A 23,092-nucleotide genomic window follows, 5' to 3' on the forward strand; every position below is an offset into this window, starting at 1 on the left:
TTGGCTAGTTGTTTAAATGAACAGTGACTTTTGCAGCCGTTTCTTGTGCAAGTTCACGTGCTTGGTCTGTTGTTTCAGCACGTGCTGTTGCCACGCCCATACGACGACGTTTAAATCCTTCAGGTTTACCGAACAGGCGTAAGTCTGTCGCAGGATTTTGCAAAGCAAGATTTAAGCCTGAGTATGAAAGATTCTTTGCATCCATACCTGCATAGATTACAGCACTTGCAGCAATACTATGTCGTTCAGTATTGACAGGTAAACCCAAAATCGCACGTGCATGTAATTCAAATTCGCTTTGGAATTGTGATGCAAGTGTGACTAAGCCTGTATCGTGTGGACGCGGTGATACTTCACTAAACCATACTTTATCACCTTTTACAAACAGTTCTACCCCAAAAATCCCACAGCCACCAAGTGCTACAGTGACTTTATTGGCAATGCGTTTGGCTTCATTTAAAGCTGCTTCTGTCATTGCTTGGGGCTGCCAACTTTCTACATAATCGCCTGAATCTTGACGATGCCCAATTGGATCACAATAAGCGGTTTCAATTTCACCTGTTTCTGGATTTTTCGAACGTACAGTGAGTAAGGTGATTTCAAAATCAAAGTCAATTTGTGACTCAACGATGACTGTACCTTGATTTACCCGACCACCAGTTTGAGCATATTCCCAAGCCGCATCTACTTCTGCATATTCTTTGACACGAGATTGCCCCTTACCAGAGGAAGACATTACAGGTTTAACAAAGTTAGGATAACCAATGTCATCACATGCAGAACGGAAGCTTTCTAAGGTATTGGCAAAACGGTAAGCGGAAGTGGGTAAACCAAGTTCTTCCGCCGCTAAGCGACGAATCCCTTCACGGTTCATGGTTAAATTCACTGCTTTTGCAGAAGGGATCACGGTTGCAATATTTTGTTGTTCGATTTCGACTAATACTTGAGTAGCAATCGCTTCAATTTCTGGAACAATAAGATTGGGTTTTACTTTTTCAATTAAAGCTTTTAATTCTGTTGCATCTGCCATGTTTAAGGCATAAGAGAAATGAGCAACTTGCATGGCAGGTGCGTTTTCGTAGCGGTCTGCCGCGTGAACTTCAACACCAAGTCGTTGTAATGAAATCACCACTTCTTTACCAAGCTCTCCTGAACCTAACAGTAAAACTTTAAATGCAGATGATTGAAGTGGGGTACCAATAGTAACGCTCATGCTATTCTTCCATGCTTGTCTTATGGACTGTTAGCATAGCAGAACTCAGGCGTGTGTTAAGGGCTGATTGACATAAAATAATGATATTGTCTAACAGATTTTTTTATAAAGTTTTTAGCTTATAGGCGGTTTGCCACTACAAATGAAGTGGCTTTGAATTTGCGCAAGAAAACTGATCAATAATTTTTGATCAATTCTTTTTACGAACCAACAGAATCAACGCAATTAGGCAGATCAGTAATTCTACAAAAAACGACCAATGCAGTATAAAGTTTAACCACCACGGCTGATAACGTGAGCTGACTTCAAAAAACACATAGGGTTGATCAATAAACGGTGCAAAAAGCCAAACATCACCTACAAAAGTATCCAAGCCGATATGTAGCAGGGCAGCACCCGAAAAAAGACTGATCATCAGGGCAGGTTTAGCCGTGTATTTTGAATGGATGAAATAAAATAAAGCGATTAGAAAGATTGGAATCCAAAATGAAAACCAATGTAAAAAATACTTATGGTGATGTACCGATCTATGATCGAATAAATAGAAATAGAATAGATCAATATCAGGAAAAACTGCACCAAGCATAATCAGCGTAAAAAAAGCTTTATTGGTGATTTTTGTCTGTTTAAATTTCTTGAGTAAAAGTTTAGCCAGTATATAGCCAGAAGGTAAGTGTGCGATAAACATATCAAGTTGCGTATTTTAAATATTTTATTTGAAAGCAATCATACACAACTAATTAATTCACATGGTTTTTTATTGTAAATTAATTAGATGAAAGCATTTTAAATCCGAAAGACTTTAAATTTACACGCTGATCTGCTGATGCATTAAAATATGCTTTAATCAACAAAACTACAGATAGGTATAGACCAAGCCATAGGCCAATGCTGCTGTGAGTGTCGCCAAAACGATTCTTTTAAATTTAAAATACAATCCTGTGAGTACAATAAAGCCCACCAACATCGCAAAACTTTTATTTGGAGTTTCGATCAATGGTGGAAGAGTGGCGACAATTAACATTGAACTGATTGCTGCAATTCCAATACTGCCTAATGCAATTTTTAACCATGTTGCGCCACGAGTTTGTGTGTGTTGTTGGCTTTTTTGCAGCAGATAGAATGGACCAAAGCGTGAAGCAAAATTTGCAATACCGACCAATATCCCCACCAAGATAATCTGTAAATCCATTTTAAATACTCACTTCATCAGTTTGCTTTAAAACATAATGTTTAAATAATCCCGCTAAAATCCCAGATGCAATCCCAATAAAAATTGCTGCCGACATGTTGATAAAATAACAGGCCAATGCGGAAACCACTAAAGATACGGCAACCACAAAAGTATGTTTTTTCTCAAAGGCTGCGAGTAAGAAGCTTAAGAACAATGCAGGTAACAAGAAGTCTAAAGCGGCTTGTAAAAATTGCGGCAAGTCGCTGACTTGATCTGCAAATAAACCACCTAAAAAGGAACCTAAGGCCCATGACATCCAGCTAAACAAGCTGAGTCCTAACATCCAAGACTCTGACCATTCCTGACGACGTTGGGAAAGTTTAATCATTCCAGCCGCAAAAACTTCATCGGTTAAACCCCATGCCCATACTGCGGTCTTTTTTAGGTTTAAACGGTCTTGAATCAGGTTTTGTAAGGCTGGCCCATAAAGTACATGGCGAATATCCAGTGCAATGACTGTAAGTGCTGTCATCCAAATAGATGTGCCACTGCCCAATAATGCAACCACAAGAAATTGGCTAGCACCAGCGTACATAGAGCAAGATAGAAATAAGGCTTCCCATGCACTAAAACCAAATTGGGTCGCGGATACACCAAAGGCAAAAGATACAGGCAGATAAGTAAAGATGATGGCTTGACTGTCTTTAGCGCCTTGCCAAAAGCCAGCAGTTTGGACTGAGGGATTGTGCTCTGACACAGGACACCTAAAACGAGAGTAAAACAAAAGGTAAAATCAAGATTGTGTATTCTACCCGAATTTACTAGCATAGTAGCGAAATGTTTATTTAGGCGTAACTTTATGTTCGCAAATCAGTCGAAATTATTATTGAGTATGACCTTGGTGTTAGGTGTTTTAGGTTTACAAGCATGTGGTAATTCATCTTCTGAACCTAAAGAAAAAGTTGAAATTAAAGCTGCGCCAAAACTAACCAATGATGCGACAACCTATGCCAACGAAGCATGGAAACTGATCAATCAGGTGGAACCCTTTGTCTACCGTAAGCAATTAAATTTGATTGAAGACAGTGTACGTAAACCTTTACGAAAGCTCAGTACCGACTGGCGTATCAATGTCAAAATGACCGATTCAGTGACAGAAGGTAAATACGCGTTGTGTCGTAAAGCCATGACCAGTTTAGACACTTGGGCAAGATCGACATTGGAAAAAGATGGTGAAATGCAAAAAAATCAAGCGCAATATGAACGTGATAAAGCCCAGTGCAAAGATGCAATTGAAAATCCAAGTTTAGGTAATACCAAAGCAAATAATAATATTTTTTAAATGATTTTAGAAAAAATGGCGCAAATATGCGCCATTTTTTTATTGATATAGATCTATGTTAAGTACGTTCGGTGTTACTTAAGGTTTTAACGGATTGGTCGATGCTGTTTTCACTGCTTTGTCTTTAGCAGCAGTTGATTTTGCAGCAGCGTCATTTTTCACTGCTTTGGTTGTTGCTTCAGCTTTTGCTTTGCTTGCAGCAGTTTCAGTTTTTACCTTTGCCGCTGCTTCTTTCGGTTTCGCTTCAACAGCTTTTGTTGCAGCTACACTTTTGTCTTTTGCTTGCGTTGCATCAGCTTTGGCTTTTGTACTTGCAGCCGTTGCTTTTTGAGTCGCTTGAGCTGCAGGATTTGCAGCGACGCATTTGCCACCTTTATGGTTTGGGCCTGTACCACCAACCAATGTTGTACCTTTAGGGCAAGCAAAAGCAGAAGCGCTAAGTACAGTGAATAATCCCGCTGTGAGCAATGTTGTGATTTTTTTCATTTATTTCAACTTTTATTGAGATGGCATTAGCGCCTCGCTAAAATATAATTGTATTTTTCACAAAGTAGAATAAATAATTTGTATATTTTATTTATAAAATGATTATATATTCCAGCCGTTTAAGGTGAATTTAATATTTGTCTAAAAGTAGAAAAGTAATGAGTTAAATTAGAGTTGGCCGAGTGAGTGAGCTATAGAATGTAATTGCTTGATATCTAAAATTTCTATTTTTTTAAAGGCAATTTTTAAAACGCCTTGTTGTTCGAGTAAATGTAATTCTTGGTTAATGGTCTGACGTGAGCATTTGAGCAGCAATGCCAATTGTTCTTGAGATAAATGAATGATGTTATTTTCAATACGGATATGATTGCCATAGCCGTTTAAGATAAACATCAAACGCTGAGCCAATCGTTGTTGTATATGCTGGGTTTGAATTGAAATGAGTTCTAAAAAAGCAAAGCGAAGTTTTTGACTGGTCAATTGGGCGATATGGAACCAATATTGCGGATAGTCATTTAGAATTTTCTGAATCGCTTGGCTGGGGAGATGTAAAACTAAACATTTTCCAACAGCAATGGCATCATGAGAACGTGGTTGTTGATCCACCAAAGAAATTTCTCCAAACCACATAATCGGTTCTGCAATAGCAGCAACGGATTCATTTCCTTCAATATCAATATAGCCTAAGCGTACCCGACCATCTAAGACCGCATAGATGCCATTAAATAGATCGCCTGATCTGAAAATCGCTTGATCACGCTCAAATTTTTGATAATGGGCTTGTTGTTGAATCAATTGTTGAAAAGGAATAGGCAGTTGTGAATACCATAAATTCTTTGATAATAATTCAAGGTCCGTTGAATTCAGCACAATATGTCCTTTTATGTATCATTGTTAATCTTTGCTTTGATTTTCAAATATATCTAACAGCATAGTCAGTAGGATAGAAAGTTCCTTAGATAAAATCAGTAGCGATAAGCACTGAGTAGAACCATTTACAATCCTCCTTTAAGAGCAGCAATTTAGCGTAAATATGACAGAGTCACTGGCCATAATGTATCAATAAATTTATTGTGAAAGCTGTTGTTATTTACTTCTTTGCAAATTTAAATGAAAAATCAATTCAACTTGTCAGCTAGACGACAACTTTTATCTTAGCGCTTTTATATAGTGAAATGAAGAGATTAACAAGGACGCTGAAAATGAACAGATTAGAGCAACTTCTTAGCCAGTACGCAGCTTATCATTTAGACCATAAAAATGTATTTACGCATTTTATTGGTATTCCGATGATCGTATTTTCAATCATGTGTCTAACGGCTAGAGCAGGGGTGATGCTTTCAGGTTTTGAAATCACTTTGGCATTGATTCTATTGGTTTTAAGTGTGATTTATTATTTTAGTCTGGATAAATTATTCGGCTTTTTAATGTTGCTTATTTATGCAGTAGCCTATCCATTTGCCTATAAAATTGCTCAATTAGGCATGGGAACTTGGCTAAGTATCAGCATTGGTACTTTTGTTGTAGGATGGGTATTCCAATTTGTAGGGCATTTTTATGAAAAGAAAAAACCTGCATTTGTTGATGATTTAGTCGGTTTAGCGATTGGTCCATTATTTGTCTTAGCTGAGTTTGTATTCTTGCTGGGTTTTCGTAAAGATTTACAAGAAAAAATGCTAGCAGAAGCCAGAAAGCAACGTACTGCAATGGATGAAAAATCATTAGACGCTTTACACGCGAAATAATTTGAAAGATAAAGAATCTAGTTTATGATAAAACCCTTTAAGTCAGTAATTTAAACTGACTTAAAGGGTATCGACTTCTATATTTTTGTTTGTTTTAGAATAAGAATTCTTTGATAAATATCACTAAACCAAAGAAAAAAATGGCGCAACCAATATAAAATTTTATTTTTTTAATCAGTGAAGAATTGAACATTGGCATCGTCATATGGTCTGTATAGTATTTCATTGGATTGCTTCTAAATAACGGCGATTCACTTCTTCCCAATTCACAACATTATAAAATGCCGCAATATATTCGGGACGACGATTTTGGTATTTTAAATAATAAGCATGTTCCCAGACATCTAAAGCCAGAATCGGGATATTGCCATTCATTAGTGGTGAATCTTGATTGGCACTGCTTTCTACGATGACTTTCTTTTCAGGGGTTACGCTTAACCATGCCCAGCCACTACCAAATCGTGTCAGTGCTGCTTTAGTAAAGGCTTCTTTAAAGTTTTCAAAACTGCCAATATCTCTGTCAATTGCTTCAGCGATTTGTTTAATCGGCTCTCCACCACCTTGAGGGCTCATTACTGTCCAGAATAAAGAGTGGTTAGCATGTCCACCACCATTATTAATCACGCTATTTTTAAGATCAGCAGGAACTTCATTCACTTTTGAAACCAGTTCTTCAATCGACAACTTGTCCCATGCTGTGCCTTCAATTGTGGCATTGATATTATTGATATAGGTTTGATGGTGCTTGGTATGGTGGATTTCCATTGTTTTTGTATCAATATTAGGTTCAAGTGCATCGTATGCATAAGGCAGTTGTGGAAGCGAGTAAGCCATGAATCAATCCTGTGATGTTAAGTATAGTGATAATGCTAATAATTATCATTATTATATATGAGCATCAAAAGTGCAACCAACTTAACTTTATTATTGTGTAGCTGATTTCAAAATAGAGATGATCAATTGAGGCAGGGGCTTAGCGATAGACGCTTGGCGCGTTTTAAGATGTAAATAAATATCGCGTATATTTACTGGAATATTATAATTTTAAATGTTGATATTTTTTTATAAAAACCTGAATACGTGTTTCATTAAAAAGCGGAGTTAAAATTAGATCGATAAGGCGAATGGTCAAAGTGATCTGCAAATCAATCAACAGATCGTTGAATCTACATTTAGAAAACAAGTTTTAAATATTCGTCAGACATTTATAAACCAAACTAAAACCAGTGAAAGATTCTATGATGAAAAAAAACAGGTTGAAGAAGTCTTCAACCTGTCTCATCAAAGCATGAGATCCGTTTATACGTTAAAACGGAAGTGCAATACATCACCATCTTGAACGATGTAAGTTTTACCTTCTAAACGCCATTTTCCTGCTTCTTTAGCACCGTTTTCACCGTTGTATTGGATGAAATCATCATATGCAATACATTCTGCACGAATAAAGCCTTTTTCAAAGTCAGTGTGGATTACACCCGCAGCTTGAGGTGCAGTTGCTCCCACTTTTACAGTCCAAGCACGAACTTCTTGAACACCTGCTGTAAAGTAAGTTTGTAAGCCAAGTAAGCTATAACCTGCACGAATTACCACATTTAGACCTGGTTCTTCCATGCCTAATGCTTCAAGGAATTCAGCACGATCTTCATCATCCAACAATGAAATTTCAGCTTCGATTTGGTTGCAAAGCGGAACAACGATTGCATTTTCCTCAGCAGCTAACTTTTTCACAGCTTCAAGGTGTGGGTTATTTTCAAAACCATCTTCTGCAACGTTTGCGATATACATGGTCGGTTTTAATGTCATTAAACCAAAACCACGCACAAGTTTACGTTCATCATCATCTAAATCAGCCGCACGAGCTGGCTTGCCTTCATCAAGTAAAGGTAGAATTTTTTCTAAAACTGCTTTTGTTGCAAGGGCTTCTTTATCACCGCTTTTTGCAGATTTTGCCAAACGGGTAACTGCTTTAGTTACAGTTTCCAAGTCAGCAAGTGCAAGTTCAGTATTAATCGTTGCAATATCATCTAATGGATCAATTTTACCATTTACATGAATTACGTTTTCATCTTCGAAACAACGTACAACGTGAGCAATTGCATCAGTTTCACGGATGTTTGCAAGGAATTGGTTACCCAAACCTTCGCCTTTAGATGCACCCGCAACTAAACCTGCAATATCCACAAATTCCATCGTAGTTGGAATAACACGTTGTGGTTTAACAATGGCTGTTAATTTGTCTAAACGTGGATCAGGTACAGGTACGATGCCTGTATTTGGTTCAATGGTACAGAATGGGAAGTTTTCCGCAGCAATAGCAGCTTTAGTCAATGCATTGAAAAGTGTAGATTTACCAACGTTCGGCAAGCCGACAATACCGCAATTAAAACCCATGAAATAACTCACAAAGTGTTATATAAAAATTGCGGATGATTTTACATGAAAGCCATGACAAAGTCAGGTCTACGACCTATAAGTTTTAAAATCAGATCATCTCAAATATATCAAGTGCTACATATTTGCCTGAGATCAGCACTTTTATTGAACAAAATGAGCATTCTAGGGGAGTGACAATTGATTTAGCATAATTTTTATAAGTGGATCAATTAAGTAAAGTTACTATCCTTCGTCTAACGACGACATCCATGTCGCCCTACAGATGGAGAAGCCTTGTATAATTCAACAAGGCAAAAGCGGAATCTATTTTATTTATATTGATGCAAATGAAGTTAATTGGAAAAACTTAAATCTTCCGCTTATCCAACTGGCTTGCCAAACTGTCACCAAATGCTTGAACGATCATGACCAAAGCCACCAAGACCACAATCACAGCAAACATCATTTGCATATCAAAGCGTTGGTAACCATAACGGTAGGCAATATCACCTAAGCCACCAGCACCAATTGCACCCGCAATTGCAGAGGAGTTAATCATGGTGACAATTGTGACTGTAAAACCTGCCACAATGCCGGGTAACGCTTCAGGTAAAAGTACATGCCAAACGATTTGCTTACGGTTACAGCCCATCGCTTGTGCAGCTTCAATTAGACCTTGATCAACTTCACGTAAGCTAACTTCTGCAATACGGGCAAAGAAAGGTGTCGCTGCTAAAGTTAATGGAACAACAGCTGCCCAGACTCCGTAACTGGTTCCGACAATCCAACGGGTTAAAGGAATCAGCGCCACCATTAAAATCAAAAAGGGAACAGATCGGGTAATGTTGATCACCGTGCCTAATGCATGATTAATCTTTTTAGATGGATAAATCCCTTGTTCAGATGTATTGACCAAAATCACTGCCAAAGGTAAGCCAATCAAAAAGGCAACAATGGCAGATACGCCAACCATCAGTAAGGTATCTATGGTTCCTGTCAGCAATAAATCAATGAGTTGGTCTTGCATAGCCAAGTACCTCTATTTGCGCAATTTGATGTTTTAACCTTTCTTGTAAATTATGCAGGTCTAAATGGGTTTGTTCAGTACCGACAATCAGCGTTCCAATCAAATGGTTTTGGATATTGTCGATATGACTTTGATATAAATGTACGGATTCTTCAAAAACTTGAAAAAGTTCCACTAAATCAGGTGAATTTTTCGGATCGGTTTCATAACGTAGTTTTAAAATGCTATGGGTTGAATCTTGTTGCAGCTCTGTATGCACTGGAAAGGGCAAATCGAGTTGTTCTAGGTTTAACAATTCTTGTGTGATTTTCTGCTGAGGCTGTGAAAACACGGACCAGACTTGTCCTGACTCAACGATTTCACCATGTTCAATCACCACCACTTGATCGCAAATTTCACGAATCACTTGCATCTCATGGGTAATTAAAACAATGGTAATTCCCAATTCTCGATTGATTTTTTTCAGCAAGGATAACACCACTGAGGTACTTTCAGGATCAAGTGCAGACGTTGCTTCATCACACAATAATATTTCTGGATGATGCACCAGCGCACGAGCAATACCAACACGTTGCTTTTGACCACCAGACAGCTGTGAAGGGTAGTTATGCGCTTTATTTCCCAATCCGACCAGGTCTAAAACATCGTTGACTCGTGTTTCAATTTCAGCTTTATCGACATGGGCAATTTTTAAGGGCAAAGCCACATTGTCCCAAACCGTTTTGGCAGACATTAAATTAAAATGCTGAAAAATCATCCCGATTCTTTGACGTGTTTGAATCAATTCAGCATGACTGAGTTCAGCCAAATTTTGTTGATGAATATGAATACTGCCCTCAGAAATACCTTCTAAACCATTTAAGGTTCGAATTAAGGAAGATTTACCTGCGCCACTTTTACCGATGATGCCGAAAATCTTGCCTTGAGGAATATCTAAGTTGATATTTTTTAACGCATGGATCTGTTGATCTTGCCCATCATAGTATTTATTCAGATCACGAATTTTGATATGAGGGACTGAAAAATCAACATGCGAACCGAAACTCACCATTTCTATTCTCCTTATTTCCAGCCTGCAAACCACATATCTTTGCCGAAATCTTTATCTAAAATATCTCGAACTTGCTGTGAGTTTTGGAAAGCTTGAATAAATTTCTCTAACTTTTGATTTTTGTCTTGATAATCGGTACGTGTCACAAAAAGAATGGCGTACTTTTTATCAACGGGATCTAAAAACAGGGCACTATGCGGATCGGCTTTTTTTGCCATATTTAAGTAATGTGGAAAACCAAAAATCAGATCTGCATCATCATAAGCTAAAGCTGTTTGTGGACCTTCGACTTCTAAAAACTTCAACTGTTTAGGGTTTGAAACAATATCCTGAAGTGTGGAAAGTTCATTGTTGATGTCTTTGATTTGAATTAACCCAGCACGATGTAGCAGGATCAAAGCACGCGCAGAGTTAACGGGGTCACTCGGGATGACAACACGAGCATTTTGAGGTAAGGCTGCTAAGGATTTATATTGTTTTGAATATAAACCGACATGGCTGCCGCTACCTGTACCAAAAGCATGCAAATCGTAATTGGTTTGCTTAATGGCATTCTTTAAAAATACACTTTGTTGGAAAAAGTTAGCGTCAATGTCACGGTTTTGTACCGCAACATTGGGTGCTTGCCAATCTGAAAATTCGACCAGTTTGACATGGATACCATCTTTCTCTACCTCTTTGGCAACCGTTTGTAGTAATTCGGCATAAGGTGGGCTAATGCCAATCGTGAGTACATTATCCTTTTGTTGATTTTGTACATAACGATAGGCAAAAAGTCCTAATAATACGATGACAACAGCAAGACCAATCAGCAGGTTCTTGTTTTTGAGTTTAGAAACTTGGGACATGAGTTATTCCTTATTTCCAACCTGGGAACCATAAATTTTCACCAATATCATCATTTAAAGCCTGTTTGACCTTGTCCGAAGTTTGGTAAATTTTTACAAACTCTTTTAACTGTTTGGCTTTTTCTGGGTGCTTTTGCTCATAGTCATCTTTTACAACAAACAAGATGGCATAACGTGTATTGGTATTATCATCGAGTAATAATGCTTTGTTTGGATCAATGGTTTTTGCAAGACGTAAATAAAGTGGGTAGCTAAATACTAAATCAGCATCATCTACAGCACGCGCAGTTTGAGGTCCTTCAACTTCAATAAATTTAAAGTTTTTAGGATTTGAGCTAATGTCTTGTAAGTTTGATAAATGGTTATTCGGATCTTTCAAGGTGATGAGTTTAGCCTGTTGTAAAAGTAACAGTGCACGACCTTGGTTGACTGGGTCATTTGGAATTACTACACGTGCATTTTCTGGTACCGCCGCTAAAGAATCATATTTTTTAGAATATAAGCCCACATGAGTTGCAACACCTGTGGCAATCGGTTTCAGTTTAAAATCAGTTTCTTTTAACGCATTGCTTAAAAATGGTTGGTGTTGGAAATAGTTTGCATCAATATCACCATGATTTAGTGTGATATTCGGTGTGTTCCAATCTGAAAATTCCACCAGTTTAATATGAATCCCTTGTTTCTTGGCTTCCTCTGCTGCAACTTGTAAAGGCTTGGCAAAGGGTGGGCTAATACCAATGGTGATTTCTTCTGAACTGGCTTTTTTATGTTGGTTCCAATAAAAAAGTCCTGCAATCACGGCAATAATGATCACGCCAAGCAAAATAAATTTATTCGTGGAGCCTGATTTTTTGGATGGATTACCATTTGCAGGTGAGTTTATTTGAGTCATGTGACACCCCTTAAAGTGAAATTATTCAATTCATCATGTTTGCTGATTAGGTTATTTAGGCAGTTTGCTTTTGCCGATCTGCCGTTTCGATGCTGTTGTTATGATTTGAGTTTTGACATCGAAAATCAGCAGCAGGGTGTTGTTGGGTTAAATGATCACCCTGTTTAAAGATTTTGTTGCGTAAAGAACCACTTTCATATTTGGTTTTAAATCTGCCACGTTGTTGCAGTTCAGGAATAACAAAATGAATAAAGTCATGATGTGATTCAGGCGCAACAGTACGCGTTAGGTTAAAGCCATCAATACCTGTTTCATCAATCAACTGAATTAATTTTTCAGCAATTGTTTCACCACTTCCAACAATCAGTGGATAACGACCACCGAGTTGATGCTGTGCTTTAAGATCGTTAGGCGTGATCTGGTTTTCCTTAAATTTATTATTGACTGAAGCAATACTATTGGTTTGTTGATATGGGATGGCCTCATCATCAGCATATTTGGATAGGTCGATACCGACTGAACTTGAGAAATGTGCTAAACCTGCTTCTGGACTTGCATAGCGAGCATATTCAGCTAATTTCTCTTGAGCTAATTCATCTGTTTCTGCTGTAACCACTGTGATTCCCACAAAGATTTTAATATCTTCTGGATTACGGTCTTGCTGTACAGCCAATTCTCGAATCTTATCCACTTGTTGTTTGATTTTTGCAGGTTGGTCCCCGCCAATAAAGACACATTCTGCATGACGTGTGGAGAATGCTAAACCGCGTGGTGAAGCGCCAGCTTGAAAGAGCACAGGGGTACGCTGTGGTGAAGGTGAGACTTGGAAAACACCTTGGCTTTGATAAAAGCGCCCTTGATGGTTAATTTGATGAACTTTTTTCGGGTCAGTAAAAATACGCTTTTGCTTATCTTTTTGTACTGCATCATTTTCCCAAGAACCTTCCCAAAACTTATAGCAAAGCTCTAAAAATTCTTCAGCTTGTTCATAACGTAAGTCATGATCTTTTAGACCTTTTTGTCCAATCAAGCGTTCAGCACTGTCCAAATACCCCGTCACAATATTCCAGCCAATCCGACCTTGTGTCAGATGATCTAAACTCGCAAAGCGCCGTGCGAATTGGTACGGTGTTTCATAACTTAAGTTTACGGTCACGCCAAAACCTAGATTTTGGGTTACCGCTGCCATTGCTGAAATCAGGGTAGATGGGTCATGACTCGGCAGTTGAATGGACTCTTTTAAGGTTAAATCTATACCATTCTGGTAGACATCATAAACACCGGTAATGTCTGCGATAAACAACCCATCAAATAAACCTTGCTCCAAGGTCTTAGCGAGATCAGTCCAGTAATTGAGCTCATTAAAACGATGAGATTCATCACGTGGGTGGGTCCATAAGCCGTGATTGATATGACCGACACTGTTCATATCAAAAGCATTGAGTAAGATTTGTTTTTTTTGTGTTGCATGTTGAGATGTATTTGTCATTACAATGTCCCTCTGCGTGGTGGAAGGATGTTGTTTAATACATAGTTTCCAATAAAATAATATTTCCAGCGTGATGCATCATGCAGTGTATGTACCCGTACATTGCGCCAATGTCGATCTAAACCATCGGCACGTTGGCTACCACGACTTCCAGCCAACTCAATCAATTTTGAAGACGCTTTTAATGCTGTTTCTGTACTGTGTGCACGGACTTTAGCTACATCTAGTGAGGCTTTGGCAATATTTTCAACTGTAGGTTGTGGTTTTGCTGCATCAATAGATTGAGCAGCTTGTTTTAATAAAACCTCACTTGCTCTTACATCCGCAGCAACACGACCTAATTCATAAATAGTCAGTGGATCTTGGTCTGCACGTTCTACATTGGCATCAATCCATGCGCGTGCTTTTTTAACCCGTTCTATTGTTTCTTCAAAAGCTGCACGTGCAATGCCTGTTTCAATCGCAGCATGCATAATTTGTGCAAATGGCCCAACGAGGGTGGGTTCAGAAAATGCGGTGTCAAAACGAATGACATATTCAGATTCCACAAAAACTTGATTGAATTTAACGGTGCCACTGCCTGTGGTTTTTTGTCCAAAGCCTGACCAATCATTGATACGTTGTAAGCCTTGTGCATCGGCAGAAATAAAAGCTAAATATTCACGTTCTTCAGCATCACGGACTAATGTCGGAATGCGATGGGCAAATAGACTGCCCGTGCAATAGAACTTTTCCCCATTGACCACATAACCATGTTCAGTTTGACTAATTTGGGTATGCTTTTGTGCAGCAGTCTTGGTCTTAAATTCAGCGAGGGCATTGCCAAAACGTGCGCCTTGAAGTACTTCGCTATAGAGTTTTTCCTTTTGCTGCTCTGTACCCGTATTACGTAATACTTCCAATGCATAAAAATGGTTTTGTGGGATTTGACCAATAGAGCCATCTACGCCACTGAATAATGCAATTATTTTAGCAACAGTATGACTAGATACTTCTGCACCACCATATTGCCGCGGTACTGTGATCGCCCATAACCCTGATTGACTAAAAGCTTCAACCTCATCAAATGGTAAAATTCTTTCAGCATCACGGCGTACTGCATTTTGTTTAAATTGCTGACTCAACTGTTGCGCGATTTCTAAAGCTTCTTGATCATTTTGAATAATATGTGCTTGCGCAAAGGGATGATTGTGTACATCCAATGTTTTATTGATATCTTGATAAGTTGTCATATATATTTCCCTGATGAGTAACAAAGTCGTTTAACTTTAAATCCATGCATGGCGCTGATTTTGCGTACCATTTAAGTAATAGTTTCCAATGGCATGAAGTTTCCAACGCACAGGGTCATGTAAGGTATGTACACGAGCATTACGCCAGTGTTGATCGAGATTATGAGTTTCTAGACTTGAACGACTACCGCCTAATTCAAGTAGCTTTTCAGAGATAAGGAGTGCTGCATCGTTGGCATACACTTTTGCCTCAGCAACGATAATGGAGGCTTTACTGGCTTGTTCAGGACTGACGATGTCTTGTGAATCTAACTGATCTAAATATTCTGCGGCTTCATCAAGCAATAAAATGGATGCATCGAGTAAGATATTGAGCTTACCGACTTCTTGTAGGGTATACGCTTCAAAACTGGCTTTATCCACATTGGCATCAATGATTGGGCGTGCTTTATGGATTGCAGATAAAGTATCTGCAAAGGCAGCTTCTGCAATGCCCACATCAATCGCAACCTGAATCAGTTGTGAGTACGCCCCACGATATTTTGACGCATCGGCAAGTGGTTTTTCATCCATAATAAGATCTGGATGAACCACAACTTTTTTTAAACGCACTGTGCCACTTGCCGTTGTACGTTGTCCAAAGCCATCCCAATCATCAACAATTTCAACACCGTCAGCTTTTGCATCAATAATCGTTAAAACAATATGACCATCTGGATGAATTGCACGTATCGCCAACCAATCGGCAAAATATGAACCCGTTGAATAAAACTTCTCACCATTTAAAAGGTATTGACCATTGATCTGTTCTAAACGTGTTTCAATAGTGCGGGTATCTTTGGTATTGCGTTCTGGGCCACCATTAGAAAGACGTTTACCATTTAAAATTTCAGTATAAATAAACTGTTTTTGCTGTTCATTGGCAATATGCTCAATGGCATTTAACAAGCCAAATTGATTTTGAGGAATCTGACCAACACTGGCATCTGCCTTGGATAAAATACGGAAAACATGCGCAAGAGTTTTATTTGAAACTTGAGCGCCACCATATTTTTTGGCAATACGAATTCCGCCTAATCCTTTGAGGCTTAATTCTTGAATGACATCAACAGGTAAAATTCGTTGTTGATCACGTATATTTCGTTCTACCAAAGCAAAATCAGCAACTTGGTAAGCTGCATTTATTGCTTGTTGATCGTTTTGGATCACAAAGGCTGAGGTAGAAGAATTCAAACTAGACATATTGGCACCTTTCAATAGATACCAAAACGCTAAGCAATATTGCGGTAAAAATTAAACGAACTATTGTGCTTAACTTATCTAAAATTATTGTTAGGATAAAAATCGCAAAGTTTTTTAATATTGAATATATGTTAAATAATTGAAATTTATAACTTGTTTTGAATTTCTCTGGTCGAACTCTTAGTCTGAAGCAGCTTTGTTATTCCTATCACGAATAAAGAATAAAGAAACTGATATAACCATAGAATAAGCATTGGGTCATATGACGAGCGATTGAAGTAAAAAGTACATTGTAATTCAGGTGATGAATGTCTAAAGTACACAAGATTACTCAGGATTAATCTTAACTTTTAGATTTATCTAAGCTTTTAATTAAAAAAATAATTTGGAGACTACATGCGTACGTTGTACCAATTCCCACTCTCGCATTACTGTGAAAAAGCCCGTTGGTTGCTTGATCATAAAGAATTGGATTTTGTTGCGCAGAATTTAATCCCAGGTGTCCATCGAGCATTTGCACAACTTAAAACAGGGCAAAACAAGCTGCCTATTTTAAAAGATGGAGAACGTTTTATTGCGGGGTCAACTCAAATCGCATTGTATCTAGATGACGTTTATCCTGAACATCGACTGCTTCGTACAGATCACACGCTTCGCGAAAAAACCTTAGAAATTGATTTGATTGCCAATGAGTTAGGTATTCATGTACGTCGTTGGGGATTGGCACATGCTTTAGCAGAAGGCGATGAACCGCTAGAAATTATGATTGGTGAAAAAGGCTATTTACGTCAATTTGAAAAAATTTCAAAGCCTATTCTTAAAACCATGGTTTCAAAAAGTTATCAATTGGACAAAGAGAAAGTCGAAGAATCTAAATACAATTTAGAACTGACTATCGACAGTTTAAATAAGATTTTGATTGATAACGGTTGCCGTTATTTTGTTGGCGATCGCCTTGGTTTGGCAGATATCTCGGTATGTTCAATCCTTGCACCGTTATTAGAATTGCCTGCTACACCGTGGGAAAAGGAATATGCAGAAAATATTTCTCAAGAATTTACCGAATTTAGCCAACATTTGTTAGAACTGCCTTTAGGGCAATACGTGAAAAGAATTTACGCCACTGAGCGCAATGCACGTGTAGATTGGCGAGGAATGTAAGATTTCAAAGCAAGAAACTCTCCAATTTACTGAAAAATTAAGTATCATAGTGTGGAATTGGAGATTTTTTAATGCAGAAGTTCGTAATTTTAGGTGCGATAAGCACTGTTTTATTGATGGCGGGTTGTACTGAGAAAAAGCCTGCAACTCCTGAAGAAATTTGGAAAGGTTACTGTACCAGTATTGGTAATGCTGCACGTTCTATTACTTTAGATCGTCAAAATGGAATTACCAAGAAAGAAGCAATTGAATATGCAAATAAAGTCACTGATCCAACAACTAAGGGCTTTGTACTTGAGTATTTAGAGAAAGTCTATGCATTATCAGATGCAGAGCTAAAAGCGGATAAAGATGCAGTTCAAGCAAAGTTTAAGAACGAAGCATTTGAACAATGTCTAAATACACCGCATGATCCGACAAAAATGCCAGATTATAAACCGTTCTAAGGAGCGGTTTTTTTATGGCTTAAAGCACAACAAGCAGGCTATATACCTGATCAGCAGACAATGAAAGAATACGATTTGTGTACATTAGAAACGTGAAGTTTGAGTAATCAGTACATGCAGGCTTTTGAGTGCTCATCGCTTTAAATCGTTTATGTGTGTTTTTGCATGAAGATTACCATGACATGGTCTTTTTTATCTTGAGTTATCGAGAATATATAAGTAATCGACAAGCCTCGTCACAAAAAATGATTAGCATAAAAATTGAAAAGCATATATACAATATAGAAATAGAAAACAAAAAGTAGCATAGGAGTGAGACAATGGAAGTAGTTGCTTATTTACATAATGCAGATTTGCTCTTAGAAGATGACAATGGTGTCGCTGTGATTAGCGGAAGTCATTATGTGCTGAGTTTAGGTGATCAAGTTTTTTTTCAAGAAGTCATTGATGAACGAGCAAAGTTATACCAAGTAAAAATTTCATTTGCGTGTACTGAACATTCAATGTTTCATGAAGATGAAGTGCAAATGAAATTTGAAGGTTGTCGTACGGAATTCCAAAAGTATGTAGACAGTACGACAGTCCACTAAGGTGGAATGTACTTTGTTCTAAAAAAAAGGCAACATATGTTGCTTTTTTTATGGCTGAAACAGTCTAAAGGCAAGGTAAACATAACTTCAATCTTATTAAAGTGAAGTTCATGTTTTACAAAGATAATATTTTTAGAGCTTTTTCAAATTAATTTGAGAAATAATTTACATAAACGTCTGATGAAAGCGTACTGTGTAGATCTGTAGTTAAATGAAGCGAAAAGTGATGAGTATTTATTTATAAAATAATGGTCATCACGAATTAATACGCTCATTGCATTAACTTTTGGCTTGATTTTTAGTAAAATTTGACAGTCCATATTGCCTGTGAAGCTTTAATAAGCAGGAATTCACAGGTAAATTTTTAAAAAGAGGAATTACACCGTGCTAGAAGCTTACCGCCAACACGTTGCAGAACGTGCCGCACTCGGAGTCCCACCGAAGCCACTTGACGATGCTCAAACTGCTGACTTGGTTGAATTACTAAAAAATCCACCAGCGGGTGAAGAAGCATTTTTAGTAGATTTGCTTGAAAACCGTGTTCCAGCAGGTGTTGACCAAGCTGCATATGTAAAAGCTGCTTTCTTGACTGCTGTTGCTAAAGGTGAAGCGACTTCTCCATTGGTTTCTAAAGAGCGTGCGGTTTACTTACTAGGTACTATGCTTGGTGGTTATAACGTAGCACCTTTGGTTGAATTGCTTGATGATGCTGCACTTTCAAGCTTAGCTGCTGAAGCATTGAAGAAAACGCTTCTTGTATTTGATGCGTTCCATGACGTTGCTGAAAAAGCCAAAGCGGGTAATGCAAATGCACAAGCCGTTATGCAATCTTGGGCTGATGCTGAATGGTTTACTAGCCGTAAAGACGTTCCAGAAGAAATCAAACTTACTGTTTTCAAAGTAACTGGCGAAACAAATACTGATGATTTGTCTCCTGCACAAGATGCTTGGAGCCGTCCAGATATCCCATTGCATGCAAACGCAATGCTTAAAAACGTACGTGATGGTATCAACCCAGAAGTTCCTGGTGAAGTTGGTCCATTAAACCAAATCAAAGAACTCATCGCAAAAGGCAACCAAGTTGCTTATGTTGGTGACGTTGTTGGTACGGGTTCTTCTCGTAAATCTGCGACTAACTCAGTGCTTTGGTTCTTTGGTGATGACATTGCTCACATCCCGAACAAAAAAGACGGTGGTTACTGCTTAGGTTCTAAAATCGCTCCAATTTTCTTCAACACAATGGAAGATGCTGGTGCGTTACCTGTAGAAATTGATGTTGCTAACATGAACATGGGCGATGAAATCGTTCTTAAAATTGATCATGCTGCTGCAAAAGTCACTGCATTTAAAGCAGGCGAGCAAATCGCTGAATCTGAGTTGAAAACGCCTGTTCTTCTTGACGAAGTTCGTGCGGGTGGTCGTATCAACTTAATCGTTGGTCGTGGTTTGACAACTAAAGCGCGTGAAGCTTTAGGTCTTCCAGCATCTACTTTATTCCGTGTTCCAGTTCAACCTGAAAACACTGGTAAAGGCTTTACTCAAGCTCAGAAAATGGTTGGTCGTGCTTGTGGTCTTCCAGAAGGTCAAGGCGTTCGTCCAGGTACTTACTGTGAACCGAAAATGACGACTGTTGGTTCGCAAGATACGACTGGTCCGATGACTCGTGATGAATTGAAAGACTTAGCTTGCTTAGGTTTCTCTGCTGATCTTGTGATGCAATCTTTCTGTCACACAGCTGCATATCCAAAACCAGTTGACGTTCAAATGCAACATACGCTTCCTGATTTCATCATGAACCGTGGTGGTGTTTCATTACGTCCAGGTGACGGTATTATTCACTCTTGGTTAAACCGTATGCTTCTTCCAGATACAGTTGGTACTGGTGGTGACTCACATACACGTTTCCCAATCGGTATTTCATTCCCAGCGGGTTCTGGTCTTGTCGCGTTTGCTGCTGCAACTGGTGTTATGCCGTTGGATATGCCTGAGTCGGTACTTGTTAAGTTCAAAGGTAAAATGCAGCCTGGTATCACGCTACGTGACCTTGTACATGCAATTCCTTACTACGCGATTCAAGCGGGTGACTTAACTGTAGAGAAAAAAGGTAAGAAAAACATTTTCTCTGGTCGTATCTTAGAAATCGACTTAACAGAAATGGAAACAGACTTAACTGTAGAGCAAGCATTCGAACTTTCTGATGCTTCTGCTGAACGTTCTGCTGCTGGTTGTTCAATCACACTTTCTGAAACGAAAGTTGCTGAATACTTGAACTCTAACATCACAATGTTGAAGTGGATGATTTCTCAAGGTTATGGCGATGCACGTACTATGGCGCGCCGTGTTGAGAACATGGAAAAATGGTTAGCGAATCCATCACTTCTTCAAGCTGATGCTGATGCTGAATACACTAAAGTGTATGAAATTGATCTTGCTGACATTAAAGAACCAGTTCTTTGCTGCCCGAACGATCCAGATGACGCTAAACTTCTTTCTGACGTTCAAGGCGTTAAGATTGACGAAGTGTTCGTTGGTTCTTGTATGACGAACATTGGTCACTTCCGTGCAGCTGGTAAATTACTTGATAAAGTACCTGGTGGTTCATTGTCTACTCGTCTATGGTTGGCTCCACCAACACGTATGGACGAGCATCAATTGATGGAAGAAGGTTTCTATAACATTTATGGTAAAGCTGGCGCGCGTACTGAAATGCCAGGTTGTTCATTATGTATGGGTAACCAAGCACGTGTAGCTCCGAACACAACTTGTGTATCGACTTCTACGCGTAACTTCCCGAACCGTTTAGGTCAAGGCGCAAATGTATACTTAGCTTCTGCTGAGCTTGCATCTGTTGCTGCGGTACTTGGTAAATTGCCTTCTCCAGAAGAGTATCAACAATATGCTGCTCAAATCGACAGCATGTCTGCTGACATCTATCAATACTTGAACTTCGACAAGATGGGCGAGTATACAGATGCTGCTAAAGACATTGATACTAAGAAAATTGCTGCTGCTCAATTGAGCTAATTTATTGAAAAATAGATTAAATTGAGTTAAAACTAAGGGCTGATTAATCAGCCCTTAGTTTTTAGATATAGTGTGTACAGAATTGAAATGATGCAAAAATTAATAACAGTTTTAAAGGATTTATCAGAAGAGTTTAATCTCGAAGATTATGACTGGGGAATTCCAAGCAGTTGTCCAATAGAAATTCCAGAACTAAATGACTCTAATTTTGAAAAAAATAGATACCTAAAAGAAAATTTAAAAGATTTTTTATTAAAACAGCACTCTCTAGATTGTTATTATTGGATTATCCAACAGTGGGGTGGCATCGGTTCTTTTAAACAAAATGACGTTAATGATGCCAGAATCAAAAAATTTATAATTGAAATGGGGCAAGATAAATTAACTAAAAATTCATTTGATTGTATTTCTTCATTTTCTAAAGTTGCTTCATTTATTAATCCTGATAATCATGCAATTTATGATTCAAGAGTGATTTATGCATTAAATTGGTTGATTTTTAATTATGCACCTGAAATGGAGTTGTTTTATCAACCTTTAGGGAGAAGCTCTGAGTTAGCTAAATATGACATGCAAACTATTTTTCGATTAAGTAAGAAAAAATATGTGTACAGAAGCAATAAAAGTGCTTATCAAGAATATTGTAAATTAATGAAAGAGTTATCAGTTGAGGTTTACGGGAAAGGCAGTAAGCCATATTTAATGGAGATGCTTCTTTTTGTAATCGCACCAATTAAAATTGTTGGAGATATTGAGGCTAAAGTTTCTGTTGCTATAAATTATTAGATATTAATAAAATAAAAGGTATCGATGAGTATTTTTCTTTAAATGTGGAATACTCATATTCTTAATATGTTATTGATAAAAATAAAAATCTGTTAAATATACATTTTTAGAATATCAGTCATCATATTTTTAAAATCTAAAATAACGACATAATGATTGATGCTCGATGGATCAAAATCAGTGTTCACAGAATCAAACAATGTATTTGTTAGTGGAGTGATATCAAAATTATCGATAAGACAAGGGGTGCCTGAATTAAAATACTCAATATAATAATTAACTTTTTTTTGCATATTCTGAGTATTTAAAACTAGATAGAATGAATATCGGTCATGCAATACGTTATTTGAGAAAACGGAAGGGCTGGACTCAGCAGCAATTAGCCGATTTTTCCAATACTTCAAAAAGTAATATTTCCAATCTTGAGAACGGTAATCAAGGGTACAGTCCTGCAATACTCCAGTACCTTGCTGAAGCATTTAATTACACTGTAGCGCAATTGTTTTTATTGGCAGAGAGTTTTGATGACGATGAAAGCATTGCTGAGAACTGGGATCAGATACCCATAGATGGACTATTTATACCACTGCCTAAAGATATTCAAGATAATTTAAAACAGTTTATACATAGCTTGATTAAAAATAAGTCCTAATTCTATATCTCATATTTATTAATCTTCTACGATTGATCTTCATTTTCTATTTATCTCATTATGCATAATGATTTTAAACAATTTAATCTAACTTGATATAATTAAAATGAAGCCGTATGTGTCTTTGAAATTTATCACTTTTATATTCTAACTGTGTTTTAAAATAATAATACTCATTTAACTTATTGATCAAATGATTAGACAATAAAAAGCCCCTTATTCAGGGGCTAGTCGTATAGATCACTCTATACTTATATAAGGCTCATCTCATACTGGTCGTATTAAAACACAAAATGAGATATTCAGCCATAAAAAAGAT

Annotated in this window: 23 protein-coding genes; 8 read left to right on the forward strand and 15 right to left on the reverse strand. The window is 37.8% G+C overall.

Features of this window, described 5'->3' with window-relative positions; translation table 11 throughout:
* Positions 1-4: 4 nt before the first annotated feature.
* From purT to ASC84_RS00835, 4 genes are all read right to left on the reverse strand, one after another.
* Positions 5-1,213 (reverse strand): formate-dependent phosphoribosylglycinamide formyltransferase, encoded by a 1,209-nt coding sequence (gene purT / locus ASC84_RS00820; protein WP_034617391.1) that lies wholly within the window; start codon positions 1,211-1,213, stop codon positions 5-7.
* Between the two features lie 190 nt (positions 1,214-1,403).
* Positions 1,404-1,901: a metal-dependent hydrolase gene (locus ASC84_RS00825; RefSeq protein ID WP_056510742.1), complete on the reverse strand. Its 498-nt coding sequence runs from the start codon at positions 1,899-1,901 to the stop codon at positions 1,404-1,406.
* A 168-nt stretch (positions 1,902-2,069) separates the two neighbouring features.
* Positions 2,070-2,405 (reverse strand): L-valine transporter subunit YgaH, encoded by a 336-nt coding sequence (ygaH, locus tag ASC84_RS00830; RefSeq protein WP_056510745.1) that lies wholly within the window; start codon positions 2,403-2,405, stop codon positions 2,070-2,072.
* A 1-nt stretch (position 2,406) separates the two neighbouring features.
* Entirely contained in the window at positions 2,407-3,144 is a 738-nt protein-coding gene (locus ASC84_RS00835; RefSeq protein WP_004720941.1) for an AzlC family ABC transporter permease, read from the reverse strand.
* A gap of 102 nt (positions 3,145-3,246) precedes the next feature.
* Here ASC84_RS00835 and ASC84_RS00840 point away from each other — a divergent pair, with 102 nt between their 5' ends.
* Positions 3,247-3,729 carry a hypothetical protein gene (locus ASC84_RS00840; protein WP_056510748.1) on the forward strand — a complete coding sequence of 161 codons (483 nt, stop codon included), beginning with the start codon at positions 3,247-3,249 and terminating at the stop codon, positions 3,727-3,729.
* Positions 3,730-3,807: 78 nt separating this feature from the next.
* Here the strand turns inward: ASC84_RS00840 and ASC84_RS00845 are convergent, their stop codons facing one another.
* Together ASC84_RS00845 and ASC84_RS00850 are read right to left on the reverse strand one after the other, a co-directional pair.
* The gene (locus tag ASC84_RS00845; protein WP_056510751.1) at positions 3,808-4,215 is read right to left on the reverse strand and encodes a hypothetical protein; all 408 of its coding nucleotides are present in this window, start codon (positions 4,213-4,215) and stop codon (positions 3,808-3,810) included.
* A 168-nt stretch (positions 4,216-4,383) separates the two neighbouring features.
* Positions 4,384-5,085: a Crp/Fnr family transcriptional regulator gene (locus ASC84_RS00850; protein WP_056510755.1), complete on the reverse strand. Its 702-nt coding sequence runs from the start codon at positions 5,083-5,085 to the stop codon at positions 4,384-4,386.
* 332 nt (positions 5,086-5,417) lie between these two features.
* Here ASC84_RS00850 and ASC84_RS00855 point away from each other — a divergent pair, with 332 nt between their 5' ends.
* The gene (locus ASC84_RS00855) at positions 5,418-5,960 is read left to right on the forward strand and encodes a DUF962 domain-containing protein (protein ID WP_004821154.1); all 543 of its coding nucleotides are present in this window, start codon (positions 5,418-5,420) and stop codon (positions 5,958-5,960) included.
* A gap of 222 nt (positions 5,961-6,182) precedes the next feature.
* On the opposite strand, the gene ASC84_RS00860 is transcribed toward ASC84_RS00855, so the two are convergent.
* The 9 genes from ASC84_RS00860 to ASC84_RS00900 form a co-directional block, all read right to left on the reverse strand.
* Positions 6,183-6,794: a superoxide dismutase gene (locus ASC84_RS00860; RefSeq protein ID WP_056510760.1), complete on the reverse strand. Its 612-nt coding sequence runs from the start codon at positions 6,792-6,794 to the stop codon at positions 6,183-6,185.
* Between the two features lie 465 nt (positions 6,795-7,259).
* Positions 7,260-8,351 (reverse strand): redox-regulated ATPase YchF, encoded by a 1,092-nt coding sequence (gene ychF / locus ASC84_RS00865; RefSeq protein WP_004720929.1) that lies wholly within the window; start codon positions 8,349-8,351, stop codon positions 7,260-7,262.
* A 349-nt stretch (positions 8,352-8,700) separates the two neighbouring features.
* Positions 8,701-9,360: a methionine ABC transporter permease gene (locus ASC84_RS00870; RefSeq protein ID WP_004720927.1), complete on the reverse strand. Its 660-nt coding sequence runs from the start codon at positions 9,358-9,360 to the stop codon at positions 8,701-8,703.
* Positions 9,341-10,411 (reverse strand): methionine ABC transporter ATP-binding protein, encoded by a 1,071-nt coding sequence (locus ASC84_RS00875; RefSeq protein ID WP_056510763.1) that lies wholly within the window; start codon positions 10,409-10,411, stop codon positions 9,341-9,343. Before ASC84_RS00875 ends, ASC84_RS00870 begins: the two co-directional genes overlap by 20 nt.
* Positions 10,412-10,422: 11 nt before the next feature.
* Positions 10,423-11,259, reverse strand: a complete 837-nt coding sequence (locus tag ASC84_RS00880; protein ID WP_056510766.1) for a MetQ/NlpA family ABC transporter substrate-binding protein — start codon at positions 11,257-11,259, stop codon at positions 10,423-10,425.
* Positions 11,260-11,269: 10 nt separating this feature from the next.
* Positions 11,270-12,151, reverse strand: a complete 882-nt coding sequence (locus tag ASC84_RS00885) for a MetQ/NlpA family ABC transporter substrate-binding protein (protein WP_056510770.1) — start codon at positions 12,149-12,151, stop codon at positions 11,270-11,272.
* 55 nt (positions 12,152-12,206) lie between these two features.
* On the reverse strand, positions 12,207-13,640 hold the full coding sequence (locus ASC84_RS00890) for an LLM class flavin-dependent oxidoreductase (RefSeq protein WP_056510774.1): 1,434 nt from the start codon (positions 13,638-13,640) through the stop codon (positions 12,207-12,209).
* The gene (locus tag ASC84_RS00895; protein WP_056510776.1) at positions 13,640-14,872 is read right to left on the reverse strand and encodes an SfnB family sulfur acquisition oxidoreductase; all 1,233 of its coding nucleotides are present in this window, start codon (positions 14,870-14,872) and stop codon (positions 13,640-13,642) included. Before ASC84_RS00895 ends, ASC84_RS00890 begins: the two co-directional genes overlap by 1 nt.
* Before the next feature lie 36 nt (positions 14,873-14,908).
* Positions 14,909-16,114, reverse strand: a complete 1,206-nt coding sequence (locus ASC84_RS00900) for an SfnB family sulfur acquisition oxidoreductase (protein ID WP_056510779.1) — start codon at positions 16,112-16,114, stop codon at positions 14,909-14,911.
* 396 nt (positions 16,115-16,510) lie between these two features.
* Here ASC84_RS00900 and ASC84_RS00905 point away from each other — a divergent pair, with 396 nt between their 5' ends.
* The 6 genes from ASC84_RS00905 (at position 16,511) to ASC84_RS00935 (ending at position 22,773) form a co-directional block, all read left to right on the forward strand.
* Entirely contained in the window at positions 16,511-17,275 is a 765-nt protein-coding gene (locus ASC84_RS00905; protein ID WP_004821170.1) for a glutathione S-transferase family protein, read from the forward strand.
* Positions 17,276-17,346: 71 nt separating this feature from the next.
* Entirely contained in the window at positions 17,347-17,721 is a 375-nt protein-coding gene (locus tag ASC84_RS00910) for a hypothetical protein (RefSeq protein ID WP_004720910.1), read from the forward strand.
* A 320-nt stretch (positions 17,722-18,041) separates the two neighbouring features.
* On the forward strand, positions 18,042-18,311 hold the full coding sequence (locus ASC84_RS00915) for a hypothetical protein (RefSeq protein ID WP_004720907.1): 270 nt from the start codon (positions 18,042-18,044) through the stop codon (positions 18,309-18,311).
* Positions 18,312-18,695: 384 nt separating this feature from the next.
* Positions 18,696-21,335, forward strand: coding sequence for a bifunctional aconitate hydratase 2/2-methylisocitrate dehydratase (locus ASC84_RS00920; protein WP_004720906.1), 2,640 nt, complete (start codon positions 18,696-18,698; stop codon positions 21,333-21,335).
* A gap of 87 nt (positions 21,336-21,422) precedes the next feature.
* Positions 21,423-22,121 carry a hypothetical protein gene (locus ASC84_RS23105; protein WP_227515071.1) on the forward strand — a complete coding sequence of 233 codons (699 nt, stop codon included), beginning with the start codon at positions 21,423-21,425 and terminating at the stop codon, positions 22,119-22,121.
* A 319-nt stretch (positions 22,122-22,440) separates the two neighbouring features.
* Entirely contained in the window at positions 22,441-22,773 is a 333-nt protein-coding gene (locus tag ASC84_RS00935; protein ID WP_056510780.1) for a helix-turn-helix domain-containing protein, read from the forward strand.
* Positions 22,774-23,092: the final 319 nt, after the last annotated feature.

This window comes from Acinetobacter sp. Root1280 (assembly GCF_001425285.1).
GTDB classification, from domain to species: domain Bacteria; phylum Pseudomonadota; class Gammaproteobacteria; order Pseudomonadales; family Moraxellaceae; genus Acinetobacter; species Acinetobacter guillouiae.